This is a genomic window from Caldalkalibacillus thermarum (assembly GCF_014644735.1).
Lineage (GTDB): Bacteria > Bacillota > Bacilli > Caldalkalibacillales > Caldalkalibacillaceae > Caldalkalibacillus > Caldalkalibacillus thermarum.
This window is the reverse complement of the sequence record NZ_BMKZ01000013.1, coordinates 15,650-33,604: the sequence shown is the minus strand read 5'-3', so window position 1 is coordinate 33,604 and position 17,955 is coordinate 15,650. Positions and strand designations below refer to the sequence as shown.

Annotated in this window: 20 protein-coding genes and 1 pseudogene; 15 read left to right on the top strand and 6 right to left on the bottom strand. The window is 48.4% G+C overall.

Annotation, left to right across the window (positions count from 1 at the left end; genetic code table 11):
- The first annotated feature begins 20 nt into the window (after positions 1–20).
- The 10 genes and pseudogenes from sufD (at position 21) to thyX (ending at position 8,666) form a co-directional block, all read left to right on the top strand.
- Positions 21–1,322, top strand: coding sequence for a Fe-S cluster assembly protein SufD (gene sufD, locus IEW48_RS06970; RefSeq protein WP_188623156.1), 1,302 nt, complete (start codon positions 21–23; stop codon positions 1,320–1,322).
- On the top strand, positions 1,322–2,548 hold the full coding sequence (locus IEW48_RS06965) for a cysteine desulfurase (protein ID WP_188623155.1): 1,227 nt from the start codon (positions 1,322–1,324) through the stop codon (positions 2,546–2,548). Before sufD ends, IEW48_RS06965 begins: the two co-directional genes overlap by 1 nt.
- Complete coding sequence (sufU, locus tag IEW48_RS06960; protein WP_188623154.1) at positions 2,532–2,990, top strand: Fe-S cluster assembly sulfur transfer protein SufU; 459 nt, start codon at positions 2,532–2,534, stop codon at positions 2,988–2,990. The genes IEW48_RS06965 and sufU overlap by 17 nt, the downstream gene beginning before the upstream one ends.
- 58 nt (positions 2,991–3,048) lie before the next feature.
- A complete protein-coding gene (sufB, locus tag IEW48_RS06955; protein WP_188623153.1) occupies positions 3,049–4,446 on the top strand; it encodes a Fe-S cluster assembly protein SufB in 1,398 nt (465 codons plus the stop codon).
- Between the two features lie 84 nt (positions 4,447–4,530).
- Positions 4,531–4,656: pseudogene (locus IEW48_RS17635) on the top strand (MerR family DNA-binding transcriptional regulator); the annotation flags it as partial.
- 267 nt (positions 4,657–4,923) lie between these two features.
- Entirely contained in the window at positions 4,924–5,733 is an 810-nt protein-coding gene (locus tag IEW48_RS06945) for a sulfite exporter TauE/SafE family protein (protein WP_188623188.1), read from the top strand.
- Complete coding sequence (locus IEW48_RS06940; RefSeq protein WP_188623152.1) at positions 5,723–7,192, top strand: bifunctional metallophosphatase/5'-nucleotidase; 1,470 nt, start codon at positions 5,723–5,725, stop codon at positions 7,190–7,192. The genes IEW48_RS06945 and IEW48_RS06940 overlap by 11 nt, the downstream gene beginning before the upstream one ends.
- A 3-nt stretch (positions 7,193–7,195) precedes the next feature.
- The gene (locus tag IEW48_RS06935) at positions 7,196–7,450 is read left to right on the top strand and encodes a DUF6154 family protein (RefSeq protein ID WP_188623151.1); all 255 of its coding nucleotides are present in this window, start codon (positions 7,196–7,198) and stop codon (positions 7,448–7,450) included.
- Positions 7,451–7,580: 130 nt separating this feature from the next.
- Positions 7,581–7,883, top strand: coding sequence for a YunC family protein (locus tag IEW48_RS06930; RefSeq protein WP_188623150.1), 303 nt, complete (start codon positions 7,581–7,583; stop codon positions 7,881–7,883).
- Positions 7,884–7,943: 60 nt separating this feature from the next.
- Positions 7,944–8,666, top strand: coding sequence for an FAD-dependent thymidylate synthase (gene thyX / locus IEW48_RS06925; RefSeq protein ID WP_007504922.1), 723 nt, complete (start codon positions 7,944–7,946; stop codon positions 8,664–8,666).
- Positions 8,667–8,790: 124 nt separating this feature from the next.
- Here the strand turns inward: thyX and IEW48_RS06920 are convergent, their stop codons facing one another.
- The 3 genes from IEW48_RS06920 to IEW48_RS06910 form a co-directional block, all read right to left on the bottom strand.
- Positions 8,791–9,753 carry a metal ABC transporter substrate-binding protein gene (locus IEW48_RS06920; RefSeq protein WP_188623149.1) on the bottom strand — a complete coding sequence of 321 codons (963 nt, stop codon included), beginning with the start codon at positions 9,751–9,753 and terminating at the stop codon, positions 8,791–8,793.
- Between the two features lie 138 nt (positions 9,754–9,891).
- Positions 9,892–10,776: a metal ABC transporter permease gene (locus tag IEW48_RS06915; RefSeq protein ID WP_188623148.1), complete on the bottom strand. Its 885-nt coding sequence runs from the start codon at positions 10,774–10,776 to the stop codon at positions 9,892–9,894.
- Positions 10,776–11,534 carry a metal ABC transporter ATP-binding protein gene (locus IEW48_RS06910; protein ID WP_188623147.1) on the bottom strand — a complete coding sequence of 253 codons (759 nt, stop codon included), beginning with the start codon at positions 11,532–11,534 and terminating at the stop codon, positions 10,776–10,778. Before IEW48_RS06910 ends, IEW48_RS06915 begins: the two co-directional genes overlap by 1 nt.
- 369 nt (positions 11,535–11,903) lie before the next feature.
- On the opposite strand from IEW48_RS06910, the gene yunB reads away from it, so the two are divergent.
- Entirely contained in the window at positions 11,904–12,614 is a 711-nt protein-coding gene (yunB, locus tag IEW48_RS06905) for a sporulation protein YunB (protein WP_188623146.1), read from the top strand.
- Between the two features lie 8 nt (positions 12,615–12,622).
- Here the strand turns inward: yunB and IEW48_RS06900 are convergent, their stop codons facing one another.
- Positions 12,623–13,648 carry a M23 family metallopeptidase gene (locus IEW48_RS06900; RefSeq protein ID WP_276529773.1) on the bottom strand — a complete coding sequence of 342 codons (1,026 nt, stop codon included), beginning with the start codon at positions 13,646–13,648 and terminating at the stop codon, positions 12,623–12,625.
- A 221-nt stretch (positions 13,649–13,869) separates the two neighbouring features.
- Between IEW48_RS06900 and lipA the strand changes: the two genes are divergently transcribed.
- On the top strand, positions 13,870–14,784 hold the full coding sequence (gene lipA, locus IEW48_RS06895) for a lipoyl synthase (RefSeq protein WP_188623145.1): 915 nt from the start codon (positions 13,870–13,872) through the stop codon (positions 14,782–14,784).
- Positions 14,785–14,854: 70 nt separating this feature from the next.
- Here the strand turns inward: lipA and IEW48_RS06890 are convergent, their stop codons facing one another.
- A complete protein-coding gene (locus tag IEW48_RS06890; RefSeq protein ID WP_188623144.1) occupies positions 14,855–15,718 on the bottom strand; it encodes a YhcN/YlaJ family sporulation lipoprotein in 864 nt (287 codons plus the stop codon).
- 140 nt (positions 15,719–15,858) lie between these two features.
- On the opposite strand from IEW48_RS06890, the gene IEW48_RS06885 reads away from it, so the two are divergent.
- A complete protein-coding gene (locus IEW48_RS06885) occupies positions 15,859–16,155 on the top strand; it encodes a YutD family protein (protein WP_188623143.1) in 297 nt (98 codons plus the stop codon).
- A 27-nt stretch (positions 16,156–16,182) separates the two neighbouring features.
- Here IEW48_RS06885 and IEW48_RS06880 read toward each other — a convergent pair whose 3' ends face one another.
- On the bottom strand, positions 16,183–16,449 hold the full coding sequence (locus tag IEW48_RS06880; protein ID WP_007504402.1) for a DUF3055 domain-containing protein: 267 nt from the start codon (positions 16,447–16,449) through the stop codon (positions 16,183–16,185).
- A 205-nt stretch (positions 16,450–16,654) separates the two neighbouring features.
- On the opposite strand from IEW48_RS06880, the gene IEW48_RS06875 reads away from it, so the two are divergent.
- Together IEW48_RS06875 and nucF are read left to right on the top strand one after the other, a co-directional pair.
- Positions 16,655–17,113: a DUF86 domain-containing protein gene (locus IEW48_RS06875; RefSeq protein ID WP_188623142.1), complete on the top strand. Its 459-nt coding sequence runs from the start codon at positions 16,655–16,657 to the stop codon at positions 17,111–17,113.
- 25 nt (positions 17,114–17,138) lie between these two features.
- Positions 17,139–17,936 carry a 5' nucleotidase NucF gene (gene nucF, locus IEW48_RS06870; RefSeq protein WP_188623141.1) on the top strand — a complete coding sequence of 266 codons (798 nt, stop codon included), beginning with the start codon at positions 17,139–17,141 and terminating at the stop codon, positions 17,934–17,936.
- Positions 17,937–17,955 lie beyond the last annotated feature (19 nt).

Sequence of the window (17,955 nt, the reverse complement as noted above, 5' to 3'; positions counted from 1 at the left end):
GCTATTAAGGAGGGTACAGAATGACGGTAGAGACAAAAACGAGTCTGACGCGGGACTATATTACCGGTTACTCCAGGCAACAGGGTGAACCGGAATGGCTGCTGAACCTGCGCCTGCGCGGTTTTGAACTGAGCGATAAGCTGGAACTGCCCAAACCTGAAAAAACTAACATTACCGACTGGAATCTGCTGAACTTCACCCATCATGTGGAAGAATCTCCCATCAGCAGCGTGGAAGAGCTGCCCCATGAGGTGAAACGGGTCATTGGGGATGAGCAGGGCGCAGGGAATGTGGTAATTCATAAAAACGGTAGACCCGTATTTCAAGCCCTCAGTGAGGATTTGAAAAATAAGGGTGTGATCTTCACTGATCTTCAAACCGCAGTCAAGCAGCACGGGGACCTCATCCAGCGCTACCTGGCCAAACTGGTTGAAATCGATGAACATAAACTGACCGCCATTCATACGGCATTGATTAACAGCGGGATTTTTCTTTACGTTCCCAAAAATGTTGAAGTCAACGTGCCGTTGCAAAGTGTCTTCTGGCAAGAAAATGGCCATGTGGGGATGATCCCGCACATTTTGATCGTTGCTGAGGATAACAGTAAAGTGACTTACGTGGAAAATATGATCGGTGCCGAACAGGGCAAGGCTGTTAACAATTATGTTGCTGAAGTGTTCGTTGGTCCCGGAGCCAAGGTGACTTTTGCTGCCGTCGACAATCTGGGCAAAGATGTCACCAACTATGTTTACCGCCGGGCAACGGTTGACCGGGACGGACATATTGATTGGGCACTGGGGCAAATGCATGACGGCAACACCGTTTCAGATAACCTGACTATCCTGAAAGGGGATGGATCGACCGGTGACAGCAAATCTGTAGTCATCGGCCGCGGCGAGCAATCTCAAAACTTCGTGCAAAAGATGATCCACTACGGAAGATCCAGCGACGGGCAGATCCTAGGCCATGCAGTGATGAAAGATGCAGCCCGGGCCATCTTCAACGGCATCAGCAAGATTGAAAAAGGCGCTGCCAAAGCGAACGGGGAGCAAACGGAACGGGTGCTGATGTTAAGCGACAAAGCCCGGGGGGATGCCAATCCGATCCTGTTGATTGATGAAGACGATGTCACAGCCGGGCACGCCGCTTCTGTGGGACAAGTGGACAAAATGCAATTGTATTACCTCATGTCCCGTGGAATTCCCCAAACGGAAGCAGAGCGGCTGATCATCCTTGGATTCCTAAACCCGGTTGTGGAAAAAATACCGTTAGAAGGTATGAAAAAACGGTTAATTGAAGTAATAGAAAGGAAAGTTAAATAATGAACATCCAAGAGATCAGAGCCCAATTTCCCATTTTAAATCAGGAAATTAATGGGCATCCCCTTGTCTATCTGGACAACGCCGCCACATCCCATAAACCGCTGCCCGTTATAGAAGCGCTGGAAAAGTACTACCGGCTGTATAACTCCAATGTGCATCGCGGGGTGCACACCTTAGGCAATTATGCCACAGAAGGCTATGAAGGTGCCCGGGAGAAAGTACGCCGTTTTATCAATGCCAAAAGTACCCAAGAAATTATTTTTACCCGCGGCACCACCACTGCCCTCAATCTGGTCGCTACCGGCTACGCCCGCCAGGTTTGCCGGGAAGGGGATGAAATCGTCATCACCCCGATGGAGCACCATAGCAACCTGATCCCTTGGCAACAGGCGGCCAAAGCAACCGGGGCCACCTTGAAATATATTGATTTAAATGAAGATGGCACCCTCAATATGGACGACGCGCGGCAAAAAATTACACCCAATACTAAAGTGGTGTCTTGCACCCACGTTTCCAATGTTTTGGGAACCATTAATCCCATTAAGGAACTGGCCCAACTGGCGCATGCTAACGGAGCGGTGATGGTGGTTGACGGTGCACAAAGCACCCCCCATATGAAGATTGATGTGCAGGATCTGGATGTCGATTTCTTCGCCTTTTCAGGACACAAAATGTGTGGTCCAACCGGTATTGGTGTGCTGTATGGACGCAAAAAGCTCTTAGAAGAGATGGAGCCGGTGGAATATGGCGGGGAAATGATTGATACTGTTGAATTATATGAATCCACCTGGAAAGAGTTGCCACACAAATTTGAAGGCGGAACCCCGATAATTGCCGGTGCTATTGGCTTGGGTGCAGCCATAGACTTTTTGGAAGATGTTGGGTTGGACAACATCACCAAACACGAACATGAACTGACAGCCTATGCCATGGAACGGTTGCAGGAGATTGAAGGATTAACTATCTACGGACCCAAAGAACGGGGCGGACTGGTCACCTTTAATCTGGCTGACGTTCATCCCCACGATGTGGCGACGGTGCTCGATTCGTACGGGATTGCAGTGCGTGCTGGCCACCACTGCGCCCAGCCTTTGATGAGATGGCTGAATGTGACGGCCACAGCGAGAGCCAGTTTTTATCTATATAATACTAAGGAAGAGATTGACAAACTGGTTGATGGTCTAGTGAAAACAAAGGAGTATTTCGGTTATGTCGTTGGAGAATAAATACCCTGTTCAACTGGATCAGTTGTATCGGCAAGTGATTATGGATCATTATAAGAACCCCCGCAATCGCGGGGAGATTGAAGACGGTGCTTTAACGGTCAGGATGAATAATCCCACTTGCGGAGACCGGGTTCAGCTGCAAATGATTGTCAAGAACGGAAAAATTGAAGAAGCCAAGTTTGTGGGAGAAGGATGCTCCATCTCCCTGGCTTCGGCTTCCATGATGACCGAAGTGATTAAGGGCAAGACCGTGGATGATGCGCTGAAGTTGTCCGCCATCTTTTCAGACATGATGCAAGGCAAGGATTATGATGATGAAACGTTTGATTTGGGTGACCTTGAAGCTCTGCAAGGCGTATCTAAATTTCCAGCCCGCATCAAGTGTGCCACTTTGGCTTGGAAAGCCATGGAGAAAGGGATCAGCGAAGAGCAAGAAAAATAATCGGTGATCCTGATCGTATGTTATAATAAGTATAATCCTCAAAAAGGAGGTATAACCAATGGCCAAAAAAATGCCGGAGATCGGTGAATACAAATACGGCTTTGTTACTAAAGACGTCTCCGTTTATAAGGCCAACCGTGGGCTGACACCGGAAGTGGTCAAAGAGATTTCCAGAATGAAGGGCGAGCCCCAATGGATGCTCGATTTCCGTCTCAAGGCCCTGGAAATCTTTTACCAAAAACCGATGCCCATGTGGGGTGGAGACCTGTCAGAACTGGATTTTAACGAAATTGTTTACTACGTTAAACCCTCTGAAAGACAATCTAAGTCTTGGGATGAAGTGCCGGAGGAAATCAAGCGCACTTTCGATAAATTGGGAATTCCTGAAGCGGAACAAAAGTTTCTGGCCGGTGTATCTGCCCAGTATGAGTCAGAAGTGGTTTACCACAACATGAAAGAAGAACTGGAAAAACAGGGCGTTATCTTTATGGATACCGATACGGCCCTGAAGGAGCATGAGGAACTGTTCAAAAAATACTGGGCGACGGTTGTTCCCCCGACAGACAACAAATTTGCGGCCCTGAACAGCGCCGTTTGGTCCGGCGGCAGTTTCATCTATGTCCCCAAAGGGGTAAAATGTGAAACACCGCTACAGGCATACTTCCGCATTAACACTGAAAATATGGGGCAGTTTGAGCGCACTCTGATTATTGCCGATGAGGACAGCTTTGTTCATTATGTGGAAGGTTGTACAGCGCCGATCTATGGCACCAACTCCCTGCACAGTGCTGTGGTGGAGATCATTGTCAAGAAAAATGCCCGTTGCCGTTACACCACGATCCAGAACTGGGCACCCAATATCTACAACCTGGTGACTAAGCGTGCCGTGGCTGAAGAAAATGCGGTTATGGAATGGGTGGACGGCAACATTGGCAGCCGCTTGACGATGAAATATCCGGCTGTGGTCATGAAAGGGCGCGGTGCCCGGGGCAGTGTCTTGTCCATTGCCATTGCCGGTAAAGGACAGCACCAGGATGCAGGAGCCAAGATGATTCACCTGGCACCGGAGACTACGTCCACCATTGTTTCTAAATCAATCAGCAAACAGGGCGGTAAAGTGACCTACCGCGGCCTTGTTCACTTCGGCCGCAAGGCGGACGGAGCCAAGGCTAATATCGAATGTGACACCTTGATTATGGACAATGAGTCCACTTCAGATACCATTCCATACAATGAGATCTTAAACAATAACGTCACATTAGAACACGAAGCCAGTGTCTCTAAAGTATCTGAAGAGCAACTCTTCTACCTGATGAGCCGTGGCTTGTCCGAAGAAGAAGCGACAGAAATGATCGTCATGGGCTTTATCGAGCCGTTCACCAAAGAACTGCCCATGGAATATGCTGTTGAAATGAACCGCCTGATCAAGTTTGAAATGGAAGGCAGTATTGGTTAAGCCTTACCGATCAACAGTTCCCTGTTACACTTGCGTGTCTGAGTTTCTCGGGCACGCTTTTTTATTAACAGGTGATTATAGCTGATGAAGAAGCAGGAAACTTACTCCATATCCCAGTTAGCTCAAGAATTTGATATTTCCACCCGTACCATCCGCTATTATGAGGAAAGGGGGTTGTTGAATCCTGAGCGGACACCCGGGGGCACCCGCAGATCTCCAGCTGGTTGCTCGCTTGTAAGGCCCGTGTCCTGTACGCCGCAGCCGGCTAACAAGGCAAAGCTTAAACAGAAATAGCAACCATTTTTTTCATTACTCTGACCTCCTTTGTGATACGATCCGTTACTCTATTAGCCAGAAAGTTTGGAGGCAAAGTTGCAGCACGGCAGTTGATTGTTTTGCTATAATAGGGGTAAAGATATGGTGTAAGACATACAATTTAATAGCACAAGCGGAGTGATTTTTTTGTTTGGACTGTTTATGTTGCTCATGATTGTTGGACTTGTGGCCGGAACCATTGGCAGTTTAGTCGGCCTGGGCGGGGGTGTATTTATTGTTCCGGCCTTGATCTATCTCTGTATTATTTATCCAGATATGCAAGTCAGCCCGCAGATGGCAGTGGGAACTTCTCTTGTTGTGGTGACGGTTACGGCGTTATCATCCACTTTATCTTATCTTAAGCAGAAAAAAGTAGATGTCGGCTGTGCCCTGTTGTTTTTCTTGGCCAGCGGTCCAGGGGCCATGGTTGGCGCCTATATTAATCGCTTCATGGAAATAAAGCATTTTAACTTGTCTTTCGGTTTGTTCATGATCTTAATGGCATTGTTGCTGGCGGTTAAGGGAAAGTTAAGCAAGAAGGATATTTCCTGGGGCGTAACGAAGCGTTATCATGATCCACAGAGCGGTGAAGAGTATGCTTATGGTTATCACCGGGGATTGGGCTTGGCCATTGCCTTTTTAGTAGGTATGTTGTCCGGTTTGTTTGGCATTGGCGGAGGCTCTCTCTTTGTTCCGGCCATGATTCTTCTCTTTCATTTTCCTGTGCAGGTGGCTGCAGCCACGTCAATGTTCATCATATTCCTGTCATCCATTCTGGGCAGTGCCACCCATTATTATTTCGGCCATATCGATTGGTGGCTGGTGCTGGGCCTGGCGCCTGGTGCTTGGATTGGCGGGCGCTTGGGAGCCTATATCTCCACTAAAATGAAAGCCAAAGGCATTGAGCTTTTGCTCAGGCTCATGCTGGTCATCATTGGCTTGCGCATGATCTGGCAAGGGATTGTGGGATAAGGAGGGAACGGGGATCGTCACCTTTGCTTTTGAAGTGATTTTCACCCATGATGTGCATAGCCATTTTGAAAATTGGCCTAAAGTGGCAGCAAAAATCAAACAGCTTACAGGCCGGCGGCGGCTTAACGGGGAGCCGTATCTTTTAGTTGATATTGGCGATCATGTGGACCGGGCCCACTTTATTACCGAGGGAACCGAGGGGCAAGTCAATGTTGCCTTATTAAACCAGTTGGACTATGATTATGCCACCATTGGCAATAACGAAGGCATTACCTTTGATTATCAGCAATTATCTGCTTTATACCGCGATGCTCAATTTAAAGTTTTGATCAACAACCTGTTTGAAGCTGACGGGAAACGTCCCTCCTGGTGCATGCCATATGATGTGAAAACCCTCGGCCGGTTTAAGGTGGGGATCATTGGGACAACGGTCAATTTTACCCGCTTTTATGAACAATTGGGCTGGCGGATTGGTGATCCGGTTGAAGCAGTGGCCCAATGTGTGCGGAAGCTGAAACAAGAAGTGGATTTTATTCTTGTACTTTCCCATTTGGGGTTGCCGAGGGATCAAAAACTGGCCAAACAGGTGCAGGGGATTGATCTGATTTTGGGCGCCCACACCCATCATTTCTTACCCCATGGGCAAAAAGTTGGCCAGACCTGGATCCATCAGGTAGGCAAATTTGGCCAGTACGTCGGTTGTGTCCAGGTTTACCATGATCATGCTTACGGGCAGTTTGCCTGTTACCCGCGGGCTGAAGCTGTGCAGGAGGAAGAAGCGGATCCAGAGAGCGTACAGCTCTTGGAAAAATGGGAAAAGCAGGCTGAACACCATTTGGCCCATCCGCTTACCGTTCTCGACAAGACGCTTCCCATCAGTTGGCATGAGGAAACCATGCTGGGAAACCTGTTGGCTGAGGCGGTGAGTGACTGGTGTCAAACGCCGATTGCCATGGTTAACACGGGGTTAATTCTTGATCATTTACCCCAAGGGGTTGTCAGGCTCCGGGATATTCACCGGATTTGCCCCCATCCGATCAATGCCTGCCGCTTGCACCTGAGAGGGGAGGAAATTTGGTCGATTTTGGACCGTTCTCTGGAACATGATTTGCAATCACTGGAAATCAAAGGGTTTGGTTTCCGGGGTGAAAGGCTGGGCATGCTGGCTTTAAACGGGCTCTCGGTGGAGTATAGCCCAGCGGAGAGCGGGGATGCTGTCATCACCAATATTTTTACAGCCAACGGCCCCATCGATTTGCACGAAACTTATCCTGTGGCCACTGTGGATATGTTTACGTTTGGGGGCATCTTTCCCGAGATTTATGAGAAAAATGAGATTGACTACTTTCTCCCTGAATTTCTAAGGGATTTACTGGCCGCCCGATTAAAGCAAGGGAAATTGGAGCGTGCTGCTAAGCAACGTTGGATTAAGCAAACCACAAACAAGAAGGAGGCGTAACAAATGAAATTTATCGATGATTTATATGAATTTTATAAGGATAAATTAGTCGGGGATGAAGAAGATGCCGTAGCTCTCATTCTTTACACGCTCCAGGAACATACCCGGGAAGATTTGATGAAACTGATTGCAGAGATGAGTGACGAGGAAGTGTTTCAAATGGTGGGACAGTATTTGATTGGCCAGCTTAAGGAAAAAATGGCCCGGGAAGGATTGGGACAACACCGTCCGGTGGATGAAAATCATAAAATACACTAAAGCTTGGTTAAGTAACAAACGGGAAAGGCCAGGCACTCGTCAAGTTACCGATCTTCTCTTCTCCTTCACCTTTTGACCGTCCGGGTCATAGTTTAAATAAAGAAGAGTTGGGGAGAAGAGGTGATCAATCATGATGTCGTTGACACCTATTACAGTGGAAGGCCATCAGGTGTTAGCCATCGAGGTGAAGCTGCCTAAAACCAATTTGCTGGTGGTCTCCACTAGCAAAGGGTATATCATGTGCGGGGCATTGGATATCCAGTTGTTAAATGAAAAGCTGGCTGACAGGGAAATTATTGCCGGCAGGGCTGTGGGAGTGCGCAATATTGAGCAATTGCTGGAAGCCCCTTTGGAATCGGTGACCAAAGCAGCTGAAAAACTGGGGATCAAAGCGGGAATGAAAGGGAAAGACGCCATTATAAGAATGATATAGAGATTGATCTGATCAAAGCACTGTATGTCACCATCCGTGAAGGTTAAGGAGAGGATAGCGTTGGGTACCAAAACAGAACGTAAACTGGAAAAAATTGATGTTTTGGATAAAGGTTATGTCCGCCTGGTCGACGTCATGGGAGATGATCTCCGTGTCGTCAATGCTGCACGTGTTTCCTATGCCAAAGAATCTAAGCAGTTGTCAGACAAAGATATCCGTTTAATTAAATTTTTAGCCAGGGAGGGGCACACCTCTCCCTTTCGCCATGCCATGCTTTCCTTTGAAATTTACGCCCCGTTGATGATCGCCCGGCAGTGGTGGAAATATGTTGTCGGTTCTGATCATGTCATGGATGCCTGGAATGAGGCATCCAGACGGTATATCACCATGGAGCCGGAATGGTATATCCCGGACGAGAATGCCTGGCGGAGCAAACCGGACCATTCCAAGCAAGGGTCCGGGGAGCCGGTGGACCGCGCCATTGGCCGGGAAGCCACACAACGTTTGAAGAGACAGCTGGAGGAGGGCTTAAAAGACTACGAATGGGCGTTGGAGGCGGGGATTGCTCCGGAGCAAGCCCGGTTGTTACTTCCATCCGCTTATGGCATGTACACCCCATGGTATTGGACAGCCAGTCTGCAAAGCGTGGCCCACATGTTGAACCAGCGTCTGGCTCACGATGCCCAAGCGGAGTTTCAAGCCTACGCCCGTGCCGTGTATGAATTGGTTAAGCCCTATTTTGAGCATAGCCTTGCTGAACTGTTAAAGAATAAAGAGATTTGATTAGAAACAATAAATTTCTTGTCGGCCAGGATGGTTGTGATGCTCAGATTACAAAAAAGCGCCCTTTTCCGCAGAAAAGAGCGCTTTTCTTTTTATTGTACATTTTTCTGTCAAAACCAGCCCGTTAAGGGGTTAATCCTTCCACAAAGACATTGACGTTATGTTTCATCATCTCAATATATGTCTCGGCACCGCTTCCTTCAGGCCCCACGGCATCGGTGTAGATTTCACCCGCAATCCTGACGCCTGCTTCTTCAGCCACACGGTTCATGTAGCGTTGGTCCACTGTGGTTTCCACAAAGACGGCGGGAATCTCCCTGGCTGAGATCAGCTCAACCACCCGGGCAATTTGCTGGGGTGTTCCTTCTTCGTGGGAATTAATCTCCCAAATGCCTTCTGTTTCAAATCCGTAACGTTCTCCGAAATATTTGAAAGCATTTTCGCTGAGCACAATGACCCGGTGTTTTTCAGGGATTTGGCTCATTTGCTCCTCAATCCAGGCATCCAGCTCTTCCAGCTGGGCGATGTACTGTTCGGCATTTTGCCGGTACAAGGCCTCTCCCTGCGGGTCACGGGCAATCAAGTCTTCGGTAATGTTTTTCACATAAGTGATCACGTGGCGGGGGTTCAGCCAGGCATGGGGATCTGTCTCCTCCTCACTGCCCACCAGGGGAATGGGTGTCACACCTGCGGAGACAGGCACAATCTCTGTTTCACTCACGTTGGAAACGATTTTTTCCAGCCATTCCTCCAAATCGAGGCCATTGACGTAAAAGACATCGGCATCACTAATGATTCTAAAGTCACCAGGCACGGGCTCATATTCATGGGGCTCTTCTCCAATAGGGACCACATACTCCACCTGTCCCCTATCCCCGATAATGTTCTGGACGATATCGGCCAAAACAGAAAAGCTGGTGGCAATATACAGTCCTTCTCCATCAGCGCGTGCCCCGTCTCCTTGTTCAGTTTGGGGCTCTTCGGGCTGTGGTGTTGCTTCATTGTCCCCGGCGCAGCCGGTCAAGGCGGCGCTGAACATCAGGATCAACCCCAGGACCAAGAGGGATGTTCTTTGTTTTATCGGCATGGTTTCTCCTCCCTGTGTTATAAATTTTACAAAAAAATATAAAATATGGATCAAAATTTCAAACACAGAACAACATACTTGGCAAAAATGGTGAAGGCCATAATGGTGAAGGCGGGCTGGCTCAGCCGGTTGAGCAAACTAAAGCTGGTTTGCCATGTTCTGTTTCTTAACTTTCCACCGCCTGTAGCGGCGCATCAGCAACCCCTGTTTGGGAGAAAAGCAGAAAGCCAGCCCAAACAGAATTGAGGCCACCAACACAATAGAAGCACCTGTGGCTACATCGTAGATAAAGGAGTAATAGACCCCAACGACAGCAGAGATCACGCCAAAAACAGCTGAGAGGAACAGCATGACTGGCAAGCGGTCTGTTAACAGATAGGCGGTGGAGCCGGGAGTGATCAACATGGCCACGACAAGAATAATACCGACGCTTTTTAAGGCGGCAACAGTCACCAAGGCCAGGGAAAACATCAGCAAATAATGGATGAGCTTGGTGGGATAGCCAAGCGCTTTGGCCATGGTGGGATCGAAGGTGCTGAGCAACAAGGGGCGGTAAAAGAGTGCAATCCCGCCAAGCACCACAAGGCCAATGATCACGGTGAGCCATAAATCAGCACGGGAAACGGCCAGCACATTGCCAAATAAGATGTGCCATAAATCCACCCCTGTTCCCCTGTTTAACGTAATGAGGACAACCCCGAGCGCAAAGGCCGCCGTAAACATGATCCCAATCGAGGAATCTTCTTTAATGCGGCTGTTTTGAGAGATATAACCGATAGCCAAGGCCGTCAGCACACCGGTGATCAGGGCACCGATAAAGTAGCTGGCCCCTAGCATATAGGCGACGACGACACCGGGTAACACGGCATGGGATATCGCATCGCCCATCAGGGCCATGCCCCGCAAAATAATGAAACAGCCCACCACTCCACAGATGATTCCGACTAAAATCCCTGCCAGGAGCGCGTGTTGCAAGTACGTGTATTGGCCCACGGCTGACAAAAAATAAGACAGATTAGCCATTATCCGCTCACCACCAATGTTCCGCCCCGGTCACCCACAAAAGCGATTTTTCCGTTATAGGCTTTGCTGATTAAGTCAGCTTGAAACACATCCTCTTTGTTGCCGTAACCGACCAGTTGCCTGTTTAACAACGCAATCTGGTCAAAGTATTCTTCTACCTTGCTCAAGTCATGGTGGACAACGAACAAGGTTTTTCCCTGATCACGCAACTTGCGAAGCAAATTGATGATAATCTGTTCACTGGTCATATCGATTCCGGCAAACGGTTCATCAAGGAAAAACAGGTCTGCTTCCTGGGCTAAGGCCCGGGCTAAAAAGACCCGCTGCTGCTGGCCGCCGGAAAGTTCTCCAATCTGGCGTTTAGAGAAATCAAGCATGCCGACCTGTTTCAGGCACTGCTTGGCGATCTCTCGGTCTTTAGCTGTGGGGCGCTGCCACCATCTCAAGTGGGGATAGCGCCCCATTAAGACGACGTCTTCCACCAGGACGGGAAAGTCCTGGTCAAGCACATTCCGCTGGGGAACATAAGCAATTTGTTTGCGCACTTTGGAAACCGGTTGGTTAAACACCCTGACTTCCCCTGAAAGGGTGGGAACCAAGCCCATAATGGCTTTGATCAGGGTGGATTTACCCGCGCCATTTGGGCCAATAATTCCCACCAAGGTATGGCTGTTTACCACAAAAGAGATCTGTTCCAAAACGATTTGGTCATGGTAGGCCACGCTTAAATTCCTTACTTCTATCACTCTGTCAGGCATAAGGCATTCCCCTATTCTCTCAGGATTTATCTGCTTGTAGATACGTTTATCTGCTTCTAAATACGCGGATTTTTGTCTTTCCTCAATAAAATTGCCCTAGGGCAACTTTGAACTATAAAAGAAAAATCGCTGTTGCGAAGGGCTATAGCAGCATATGCATCTCTACAAAGGACTGCTACATAACATGAGCAAGAAATTCTCCTATACTATTTAGCTTAGTACGAAGCAAAAGTTTAGTCAATATAAAAATGTTTCCCTCATACAACTTTTTTGAACGATGCGTGCCACATGTCGGCTTCGACCCATGACAAAAAATTTGTCCAGATAGACAAGCTGATATGCATAAACATAACTGCAGGGGGTGAGAAAATGGGTCGCCGGTTGAAAGCCAAAAAAGGACGCCCCTTGAAGAAAAAATACATTTTTATCATCATCTTGGTGTTGTTTACGCTAATCTCGGTTCAAGGCTTTATGTTCGTGGAGCGCAACCTGGAACCGGCTTTGATTGAAATTGCCAACACCTATGTGAAGCAAATGGCCACCTTGGCCATTAATGAAGCGATTTCAAAAAAAATCAGTGAAGACTTTGATGACGGCGGTGTGTTAAATATTGAGAGATCCGCTGATGGAAAGACCCAATTAATCTCGTTTAACTCCAAGAATCAGTCCCGGATTCTGAATCAAGTGATTGAACGGGCCAATTTCGAGTTGTTGAAATTGGAGAAGGAACCTTTCGAAATCCCCCTCGGTCAAGCGTTGGACAGTAATATTTTGGCCCAGTTTGGTCCCAAAGTGCCTGTCAGCCTGTTTCCCATTGGTTTTGCCAAAGCCGATATTACTGTTGAATTGGAAGAAGCAGGCATTAACATGGTGATGGTAACGGCTTATATTGAGATTGTGGCCGATGTTCGGATTGTGATCCCCTTTTCTTCTGATGAGGCTGTTGTGAGCACAAGATATCCCATTGAATGGCACCTGTTACAGGGAGAAGTGCCCAATGTTTATTTTCAAGGCAGCGATGGCCGGCTGAGTCAGCCCCCTGTTTCCATCCCTGTGGAGGAGATGACAGAAGAAAGATGACGCTTCTGTTAGCGCCATCCTTTCTTACGTTTTTTGCGTTCGTCCAGCTCCCAGCGCCTTAACAAGGGGTAGGGATCAAATGACCATTCAGTCAGACCGTTATCTTTGTAAATCCCGTAATGGAGATGGGGAGGAAACTTGCCGCTGGTCCCAGGTTTTCCGTAGCCACTGCTGCCCACGTAACCGATCACGGTTCCTGGCTCAAGCAGGTCCCCCGCTTTGATCTCTTTGTTAAAGCTGGACAAGTGGGCATAGTAATGGTAGTTGTTATAAATGTCCCGAATGCCAACCCGCCAGCCCCCGTACTTATTCCAGCCAATCGTCTCCACTTTGCCATAGGTGGCGGAACGGACAGGGGTGCCATAACCGGCAAAAATGTCTGTTCCTTCGTGAATGCGCCGTCCTCCCCAGCCGCGGCGGTCCCCCCAGGTGCTTCTGTAGCTGTAGTTATACTGCCAGGGAATAGGGAACACTTTCGCGTCCAAGTCCAAGCGGCCAAAATGGTTGAACAGCTGGGCAATGGTCAAGATAATGTTCACGGTTTGCTCCCGTTTGTAATAATCCCAGAGGGCAATGCGATAATCCTCTTCATTGGCCCCATACTGGGCCAGGTAGTGGCTCATCGTGTACAACACGTCTTCATCATCCCAGCGGTTGGCCCTGCCGTCTCCATTGCCGTCTAACCCAATTCCTCCAAAAAACCGGATGGTTTCCGGCTGATCGTCATCAGGATTGGGATTGAGAGGGCCAGCCCAATCATCTGCACTGAAATAGATGGCAATCAGGGAATCACGTTCGGGAATATCCTTGCGTACCCGGGCAATGTTACGTTCAAACTGGTCAACGGCAGCCAAATAATACCAAGGGACTGATGTCAGGGCCTCGTATTTCAAATATAAAGCCATTCTTTCGTCCAGTATTTCTTGCTCGCTTTTTTCCTGATTGGCATTCATGTTTGCCAAAGCTTGATGAGCGGGGGATAAAGCATATAACAGGATGATCGCTGTCAACCAGCATGTGATGCTGCGTTTCACTTGAATAACCTCCATTATGGTCTTAATGTTGTCTCTATGCCGGATTTGACTTTTTATAGTTTGGTTTGAGGCGGACTAATTCATAATGCCACTTCATGCCAAGCATAGGGCAAGAATGCATCACATTTGGTTTAGATCATAAAAAAGGGTATAATAGAGGTGTCATCACCGATAGCGGAATGTTGCACCACCAGCCTGTTTAAATAAAGGAGTGTTTGCTTATGTCAGGATGCAAGCCTGAAACCAAGTTTGAACGCAAGCCGGATTGGCTGAAAATAAAATTAAATGCCAATGAGAATTACCACGAATTGAAGCGCATGATGCGCGCTAAAAGTTTACATACCGTATGTGAGGAGGCCCGCTGCCCCAACATCTACGAGTGCTGGGCTGTGCACAAAACGGCCACCTTTATGATCTTAGGGGATATTTGCACCCGGGCTTGCCGCTTTTGTGCGGTCAAAACCGGAATGCCGACCGAATTAGACTGGGCTGAGCCTGAACGGGTGGCCCAAGCGGCCGAGCAAATGAATTTGAAGCACTGCGTGGTCACCTCGGTAGCCCGGGATGACTTGAAAGATGGCGGGGCCACCATTTTTGCCGAGACCATTAAAGCGATCCGCAAGCGGTTGCCGTTGTGCAGTGTGGAAGTGCTGATTCCCGACTTTATGGGCAGCGATGAAGCGCTGAAAATTGTGATGGATGCTAAGCCAGATATATTAAACCATAATATTGAGACGGTCCGCCGCCTGTCCGACCGTGTCCGGGCCCGGGCTAAATATGACCGTTCCCTCCGCTTGTTAAAACGGGCTAAGGAGATGCAGCCCTCTATCCCTACCAAATCCAGCATCATGATCGGCTTGGGAGAAACATACGAAGAAATCTTGGAAGCAATGGATGACTTGCGCGCTCATGATGTGGACATCCTGACGATCGGCCAATATTTGCAGCCTACTAAAAATCACTTGAAAGTGGTTAAATATTGGCATCCCGATGATTTTGCCCGCCTCAGGGAAGAAGGCTACAAACGGGGCTTCAAACATGTGGAATCGGGTCCCCTTGTCCGTTCGTCTTATCATGCTCACGAACAAGTTCAATCGGCTCAGGCCAACACTTCTCAGGCCAAAACTTACAGTTAGGGGATTTATCCAAGTTGTTAAACTTGGGCATAAGCAAAAAGAGTGGTCTTCATGCCACTCTTTTTTTCTATTACTGGTTAATGTTTCCTTTCCGGTTCAGATTGCCAAACCTTTGGTTACGCTCGGTGGTCTCTTTCCTGTCCATTTCTTGCGGACTCCTGCGGGTCTGATTATTTTCTTTCATTCGGCGTTCTTGTTCGGGAGCGGTTTGGGGACCTCCCAGCTGTTCCACCAGAGTATTAACCTCGTTATTTAAATTTTCCGGGTCATAATTGCGCGTGTATTCATTGGCGATTTGGCGGATATGGTTGGTTAAGCGGGTATCATCAGTGGCATAAACTTTATACCAGCGCGGTGCAACGCTTAAGCCGGACATTTCCACCTGCTGATGGATCTCTGGCCCCTTTCTGTCGGCAGTGTAGCCAATCAGGCATTCCTCATCGGTAACCAGTACCGTGGCTGTATTTATGTCTGGCAGCCCAACCACCACCTGGGCGATGGTATCTGCCAAAATCTGGCGGTCAATGTAGGTTTGGGCGCCAAAACCACGGTAGCTAGCTTCAGGATCATCGGCTGAATACTCCCTGAACCCCAGGGGCTGAGCAAAACCTGGTCGTTCTTCCTGCAGACGTCTGGAACCGAGGGGCCCGTCATCGTCCAACAGGTGATCTCTCAAGCCTGAATCACGGTCAAAGCGAAAGAAGCGGTTTCCGAAGTTTTGTGCTTCTCTCCGCCCTCCCCCATCGCCATATAAAGAACGGTATTGTCTGCCTTGAGGCCCTTCATGGGCACCTCCTTTGTGCAAGGCGGCGTCCGGATCTTGAGCCATAAAGTATTTTGTATCATAAGGTGCGGTTTCATCGACATCACGGCAGGCAGCTAAACTGATGCTTAGAAAGACTGCCAGCACTACAGCCAATCCTCGTTTATGCATGGTCAAATCACCTCCTGAGCTTAAGATGCCCACCAGGCCAAGTAAACTTTTGTATCAATTATTTCCTTTACTTTCAGTGCCAAAGCCAGTATAGTTATAAACAAAGTGAAGCAGCCGAATGTGAAATGGGGTGATGTCAAGTGGCTGATATCGTCATTAAAGGTCAAGCCTACGAAGTGGTCAAAGATGTCCGGCACGGCTGGAATCCGGAAGCTTTCCGCCAGCGGTACAGTGAGGTGTTGAACAAATACGATTATATTGTGGGGGATTGGGGTTATTCCCAGTTGAGGTTGAGGGGATTTTATGATGATCATAACAAAAAAGCCAAAGCAGCCTTTGATGCCAAGATAAGCACGTTGGATGAATACATTATGGAATACTGCAACTTTGGTTGTGCCTATTTCGTGCTGAAAAAGGTAAAAAAGCGCGAGGCGTAAGGAAAGAAGGGTTCCTTACGCCATTTTTTAAAAAATGATTTCCGACAGAAAACGATGCAATTCCACCGCTTCATCCTCCGTTAAATTGAAGGCATGGGCCAGGTAGCCTTCCTCCTCCAGATCGTCCGGACCAATGATCGCTGACCTTCCCGATTGAATATCAATCACCAATGTTTTGCCATAGAAACGATCCGTTTGGGTGAGCGCCAGGTCATAGCGTTTATGTTCGCCAATAAAGCCCACGTAACGGGTTTTTGTTTCTTCTGTTTCGTCGTAGAGCATATCGCGGTTCATCACTGAGCCTCCTTTTACTTTTTTCTTCCTTAGTATAAAATAGGTGTGTCAATAAAACAAAAAGGAGTCAAAACGGTATGGAAGCACTCGGCATGGCCATGATTATATTGTTAGCCATTATCCTCACCTTTGGCATCACCCTCTGGGCAGGCAAACGAAACAGCAAACCGGACAGTCAGGATGACGAGGCATAAGGGGGAGGGCCATGTATTTTGTTGATCTGGATTTGTTACACAAACGTTTAGCCTATATTGAAGGGCTGACCCAAATATTGAATGGGCTGCAGGATTGTCCAAGCTCTCATTTTGAACGCCTGGCATTTGAACGGGGGGTTCAGATGGGGATTGAGGCGGTCGTCGATGTGGGCAACCAGATGATAGACGGCTTCATGATGAGGGATCCGGGCAGTTATGAGGACGTGATTGACATTTTGAGCGGAGAGGAAGTCCTGTCCTCTGATGAAGCAGAGTGCTTGAAAAAGCTGGTTGCTTGCCGCAAAATGCTGGTTCAACATTATATGGATGTAGATCATGAAAAGCTATGGCAGCTTTACCTGGAAACAAAAGGGGCTCTGGGCCGTTATCCTGAGCGAATCCGCCATTACTTGGAGCATCATTTGGGGCCCGTTCACGCCTTTCGCAATCTCCATTCTAAGGAAAGGTAACACAAAAAGGAAGGTGACCAGACCGATGCGGACATATAAGCTGTTTGTACTGGATCTGGATGGAACCATGTACCGGGGAGACCAGAAAATTGAAGAAGCGCCGGTTTTCATCAGGGAATTGGAAAAAAGGGGACTCGATTATGTATTCCTGACCAATAACGCCACCAAAACTCCCCAACAAGTGGTGGACCATCTGGCCCGGTTTGATATCATTACCCAGCCGGAAAAGGTTTACACCACCAGCGTGGTCACGGCCCAATATGTGACAGAGCGCAAAAAAAATCCTACTGTTTACGTGGTAGGGGAAAAGGCGCTGGTGGAATCTTTGCGGCAGGCTGGCTGTCAGTTGGTTGCGGACGAGCAGGATCTGGCCCGGTGTGACTTTGTGGTGATGGGTCTTGACCGCCAAGTCACTTATGAGAAACTGGCCAAGGCTACCCTGGCTGTCAGAGCCGGGGCTCAATTTATCTCTACCAATAAGGATAAAGCCCTGCCGACTGAGCGGGGGCTGTTGCCGGGAAACGGATCCCTGACAGCTGTGGTACAGACAGCGACTGGGATCGAGCCAACGTATATCGGCAAACCTGAACCGTTAATGCTGGAGATGATCATGGCAGAAAAGGGATTGGGCAAAGAAGACGTGCTCATGATTGGAGATAATTATGAGACGGATATTTTGGCTGGTATCCGGGCGGGAGTGGATACGGCCATTGTGTTTACCGGCTTTACCACCAAAGAGGACCTGGCCTGTGTAGACCGGAAGCCGACTTATGAATGGGAGACGCTGTTGGATGCCTTTTCCCTCTTAGCTTGTTCCAATTAAATTAAATCAAAGGATGAGA

What these genes read in the sequence shown, in the direction of transcription:
- sufD (WP_188623156.1), top strand. Translation starts at nt 21, where the DNA reads ATGACGGTAGAGACAAAAACGAGTCTGACGCGGGACTATATTACCGGT.
- IEW48_RS06965 (WP_188623155.1), top strand. Translation starts at nt 1,322, where the DNA reads ATGAACATCCAAGAGATCAGAGCCCAATTTCCCATTTTAAATCAGGAA.
- sufU (WP_188623154.1), top strand. Translation starts at nt 2,532, where the DNA reads ATGTCGTTGGAGAATAAATACCCTGTTCAACTGGATCAGTTGTATCGG.
- sufB (WP_188623153.1), top strand. Translation starts at nt 3,049, where the DNA reads ATGGCCAAAAAAATGCCGGAGATCGGTGAATACAAATACGGCTTTGTT.
- IEW48_RS06945 (WP_188623188.1), top strand. Translation starts at nt 4,924, where the DNA reads ATGTTGCTCATGATTGTTGGACTTGTGGCCGGAACCATTGGCAGTTTA.
- IEW48_RS06935 (WP_188623151.1), top strand. Translation starts at nt 7,196, where the DNA reads ATGAAATTTATCGATGATTTATATGAATTTTATAAGGATAAATTAGTC.
- IEW48_RS06930 (WP_188623150.1), top strand. Translation starts at nt 7,581, where the DNA reads ATGATGTCGTTGACACCTATTACAGTGGAAGGCCATCAGGTGTTAGCC.
- IEW48_RS06920 (WP_188623149.1), bottom strand. Translation starts at nt 9,753, where the DNA reads ATGCCGATAAAACAAAGAACATCCCTCTTGGTCCTGGGGTTGATCCTG.
- IEW48_RS06915 (WP_188623148.1), bottom strand. Translation starts at nt 10,776, where the DNA reads ATGGCTAATCTGTCTTATTTTTTGTCAGCCGTGGGCCAATACACGTAC.
- IEW48_RS06910 (WP_188623147.1), bottom strand. Translation starts at nt 11,534, where the DNA reads ATGCCTGACAGAGTGATAGAAGTAAGGAATTTAAGCGTGGCCTACCAT.
- yunB (WP_188623146.1), top strand. Translation starts at nt 11,904, where the DNA reads ATGGGTCGCCGGTTGAAAGCCAAAAAAGGACGCCCCTTGAAGAAAAAA.
- lipA (WP_188623145.1), top strand. Translation starts at nt 13,870, where the DNA reads ATGTCAGGATGCAAGCCTGAAACCAAGTTTGAACGCAAGCCGGATTGG.
- IEW48_RS06890 (WP_188623144.1), bottom strand. Translation starts at nt 15,718, where the DNA reads ATGCATAAACGAGGATTGGCTGTAGTGCTGGCAGTCTTTCTAAGCATC.
- IEW48_RS06880 (WP_007504402.1), bottom strand. Translation starts at nt 16,449, where the DNA reads ATGAACCGCGATATGCTCTACGACGAAACAGAAGAAACAAAAACCCGT.
- IEW48_RS06875 (WP_188623142.1), top strand. Translation starts at nt 16,655, where the DNA reads ATGTATTTTGTTGATCTGGATTTGTTACACAAACGTTTAGCCTATATT.
- nucF (WP_188623141.1), top strand. Translation starts at nt 17,139, where the DNA reads ATGCGGACATATAAGCTGTTTGTACTGGATCTGGATGGAACCATGTAC.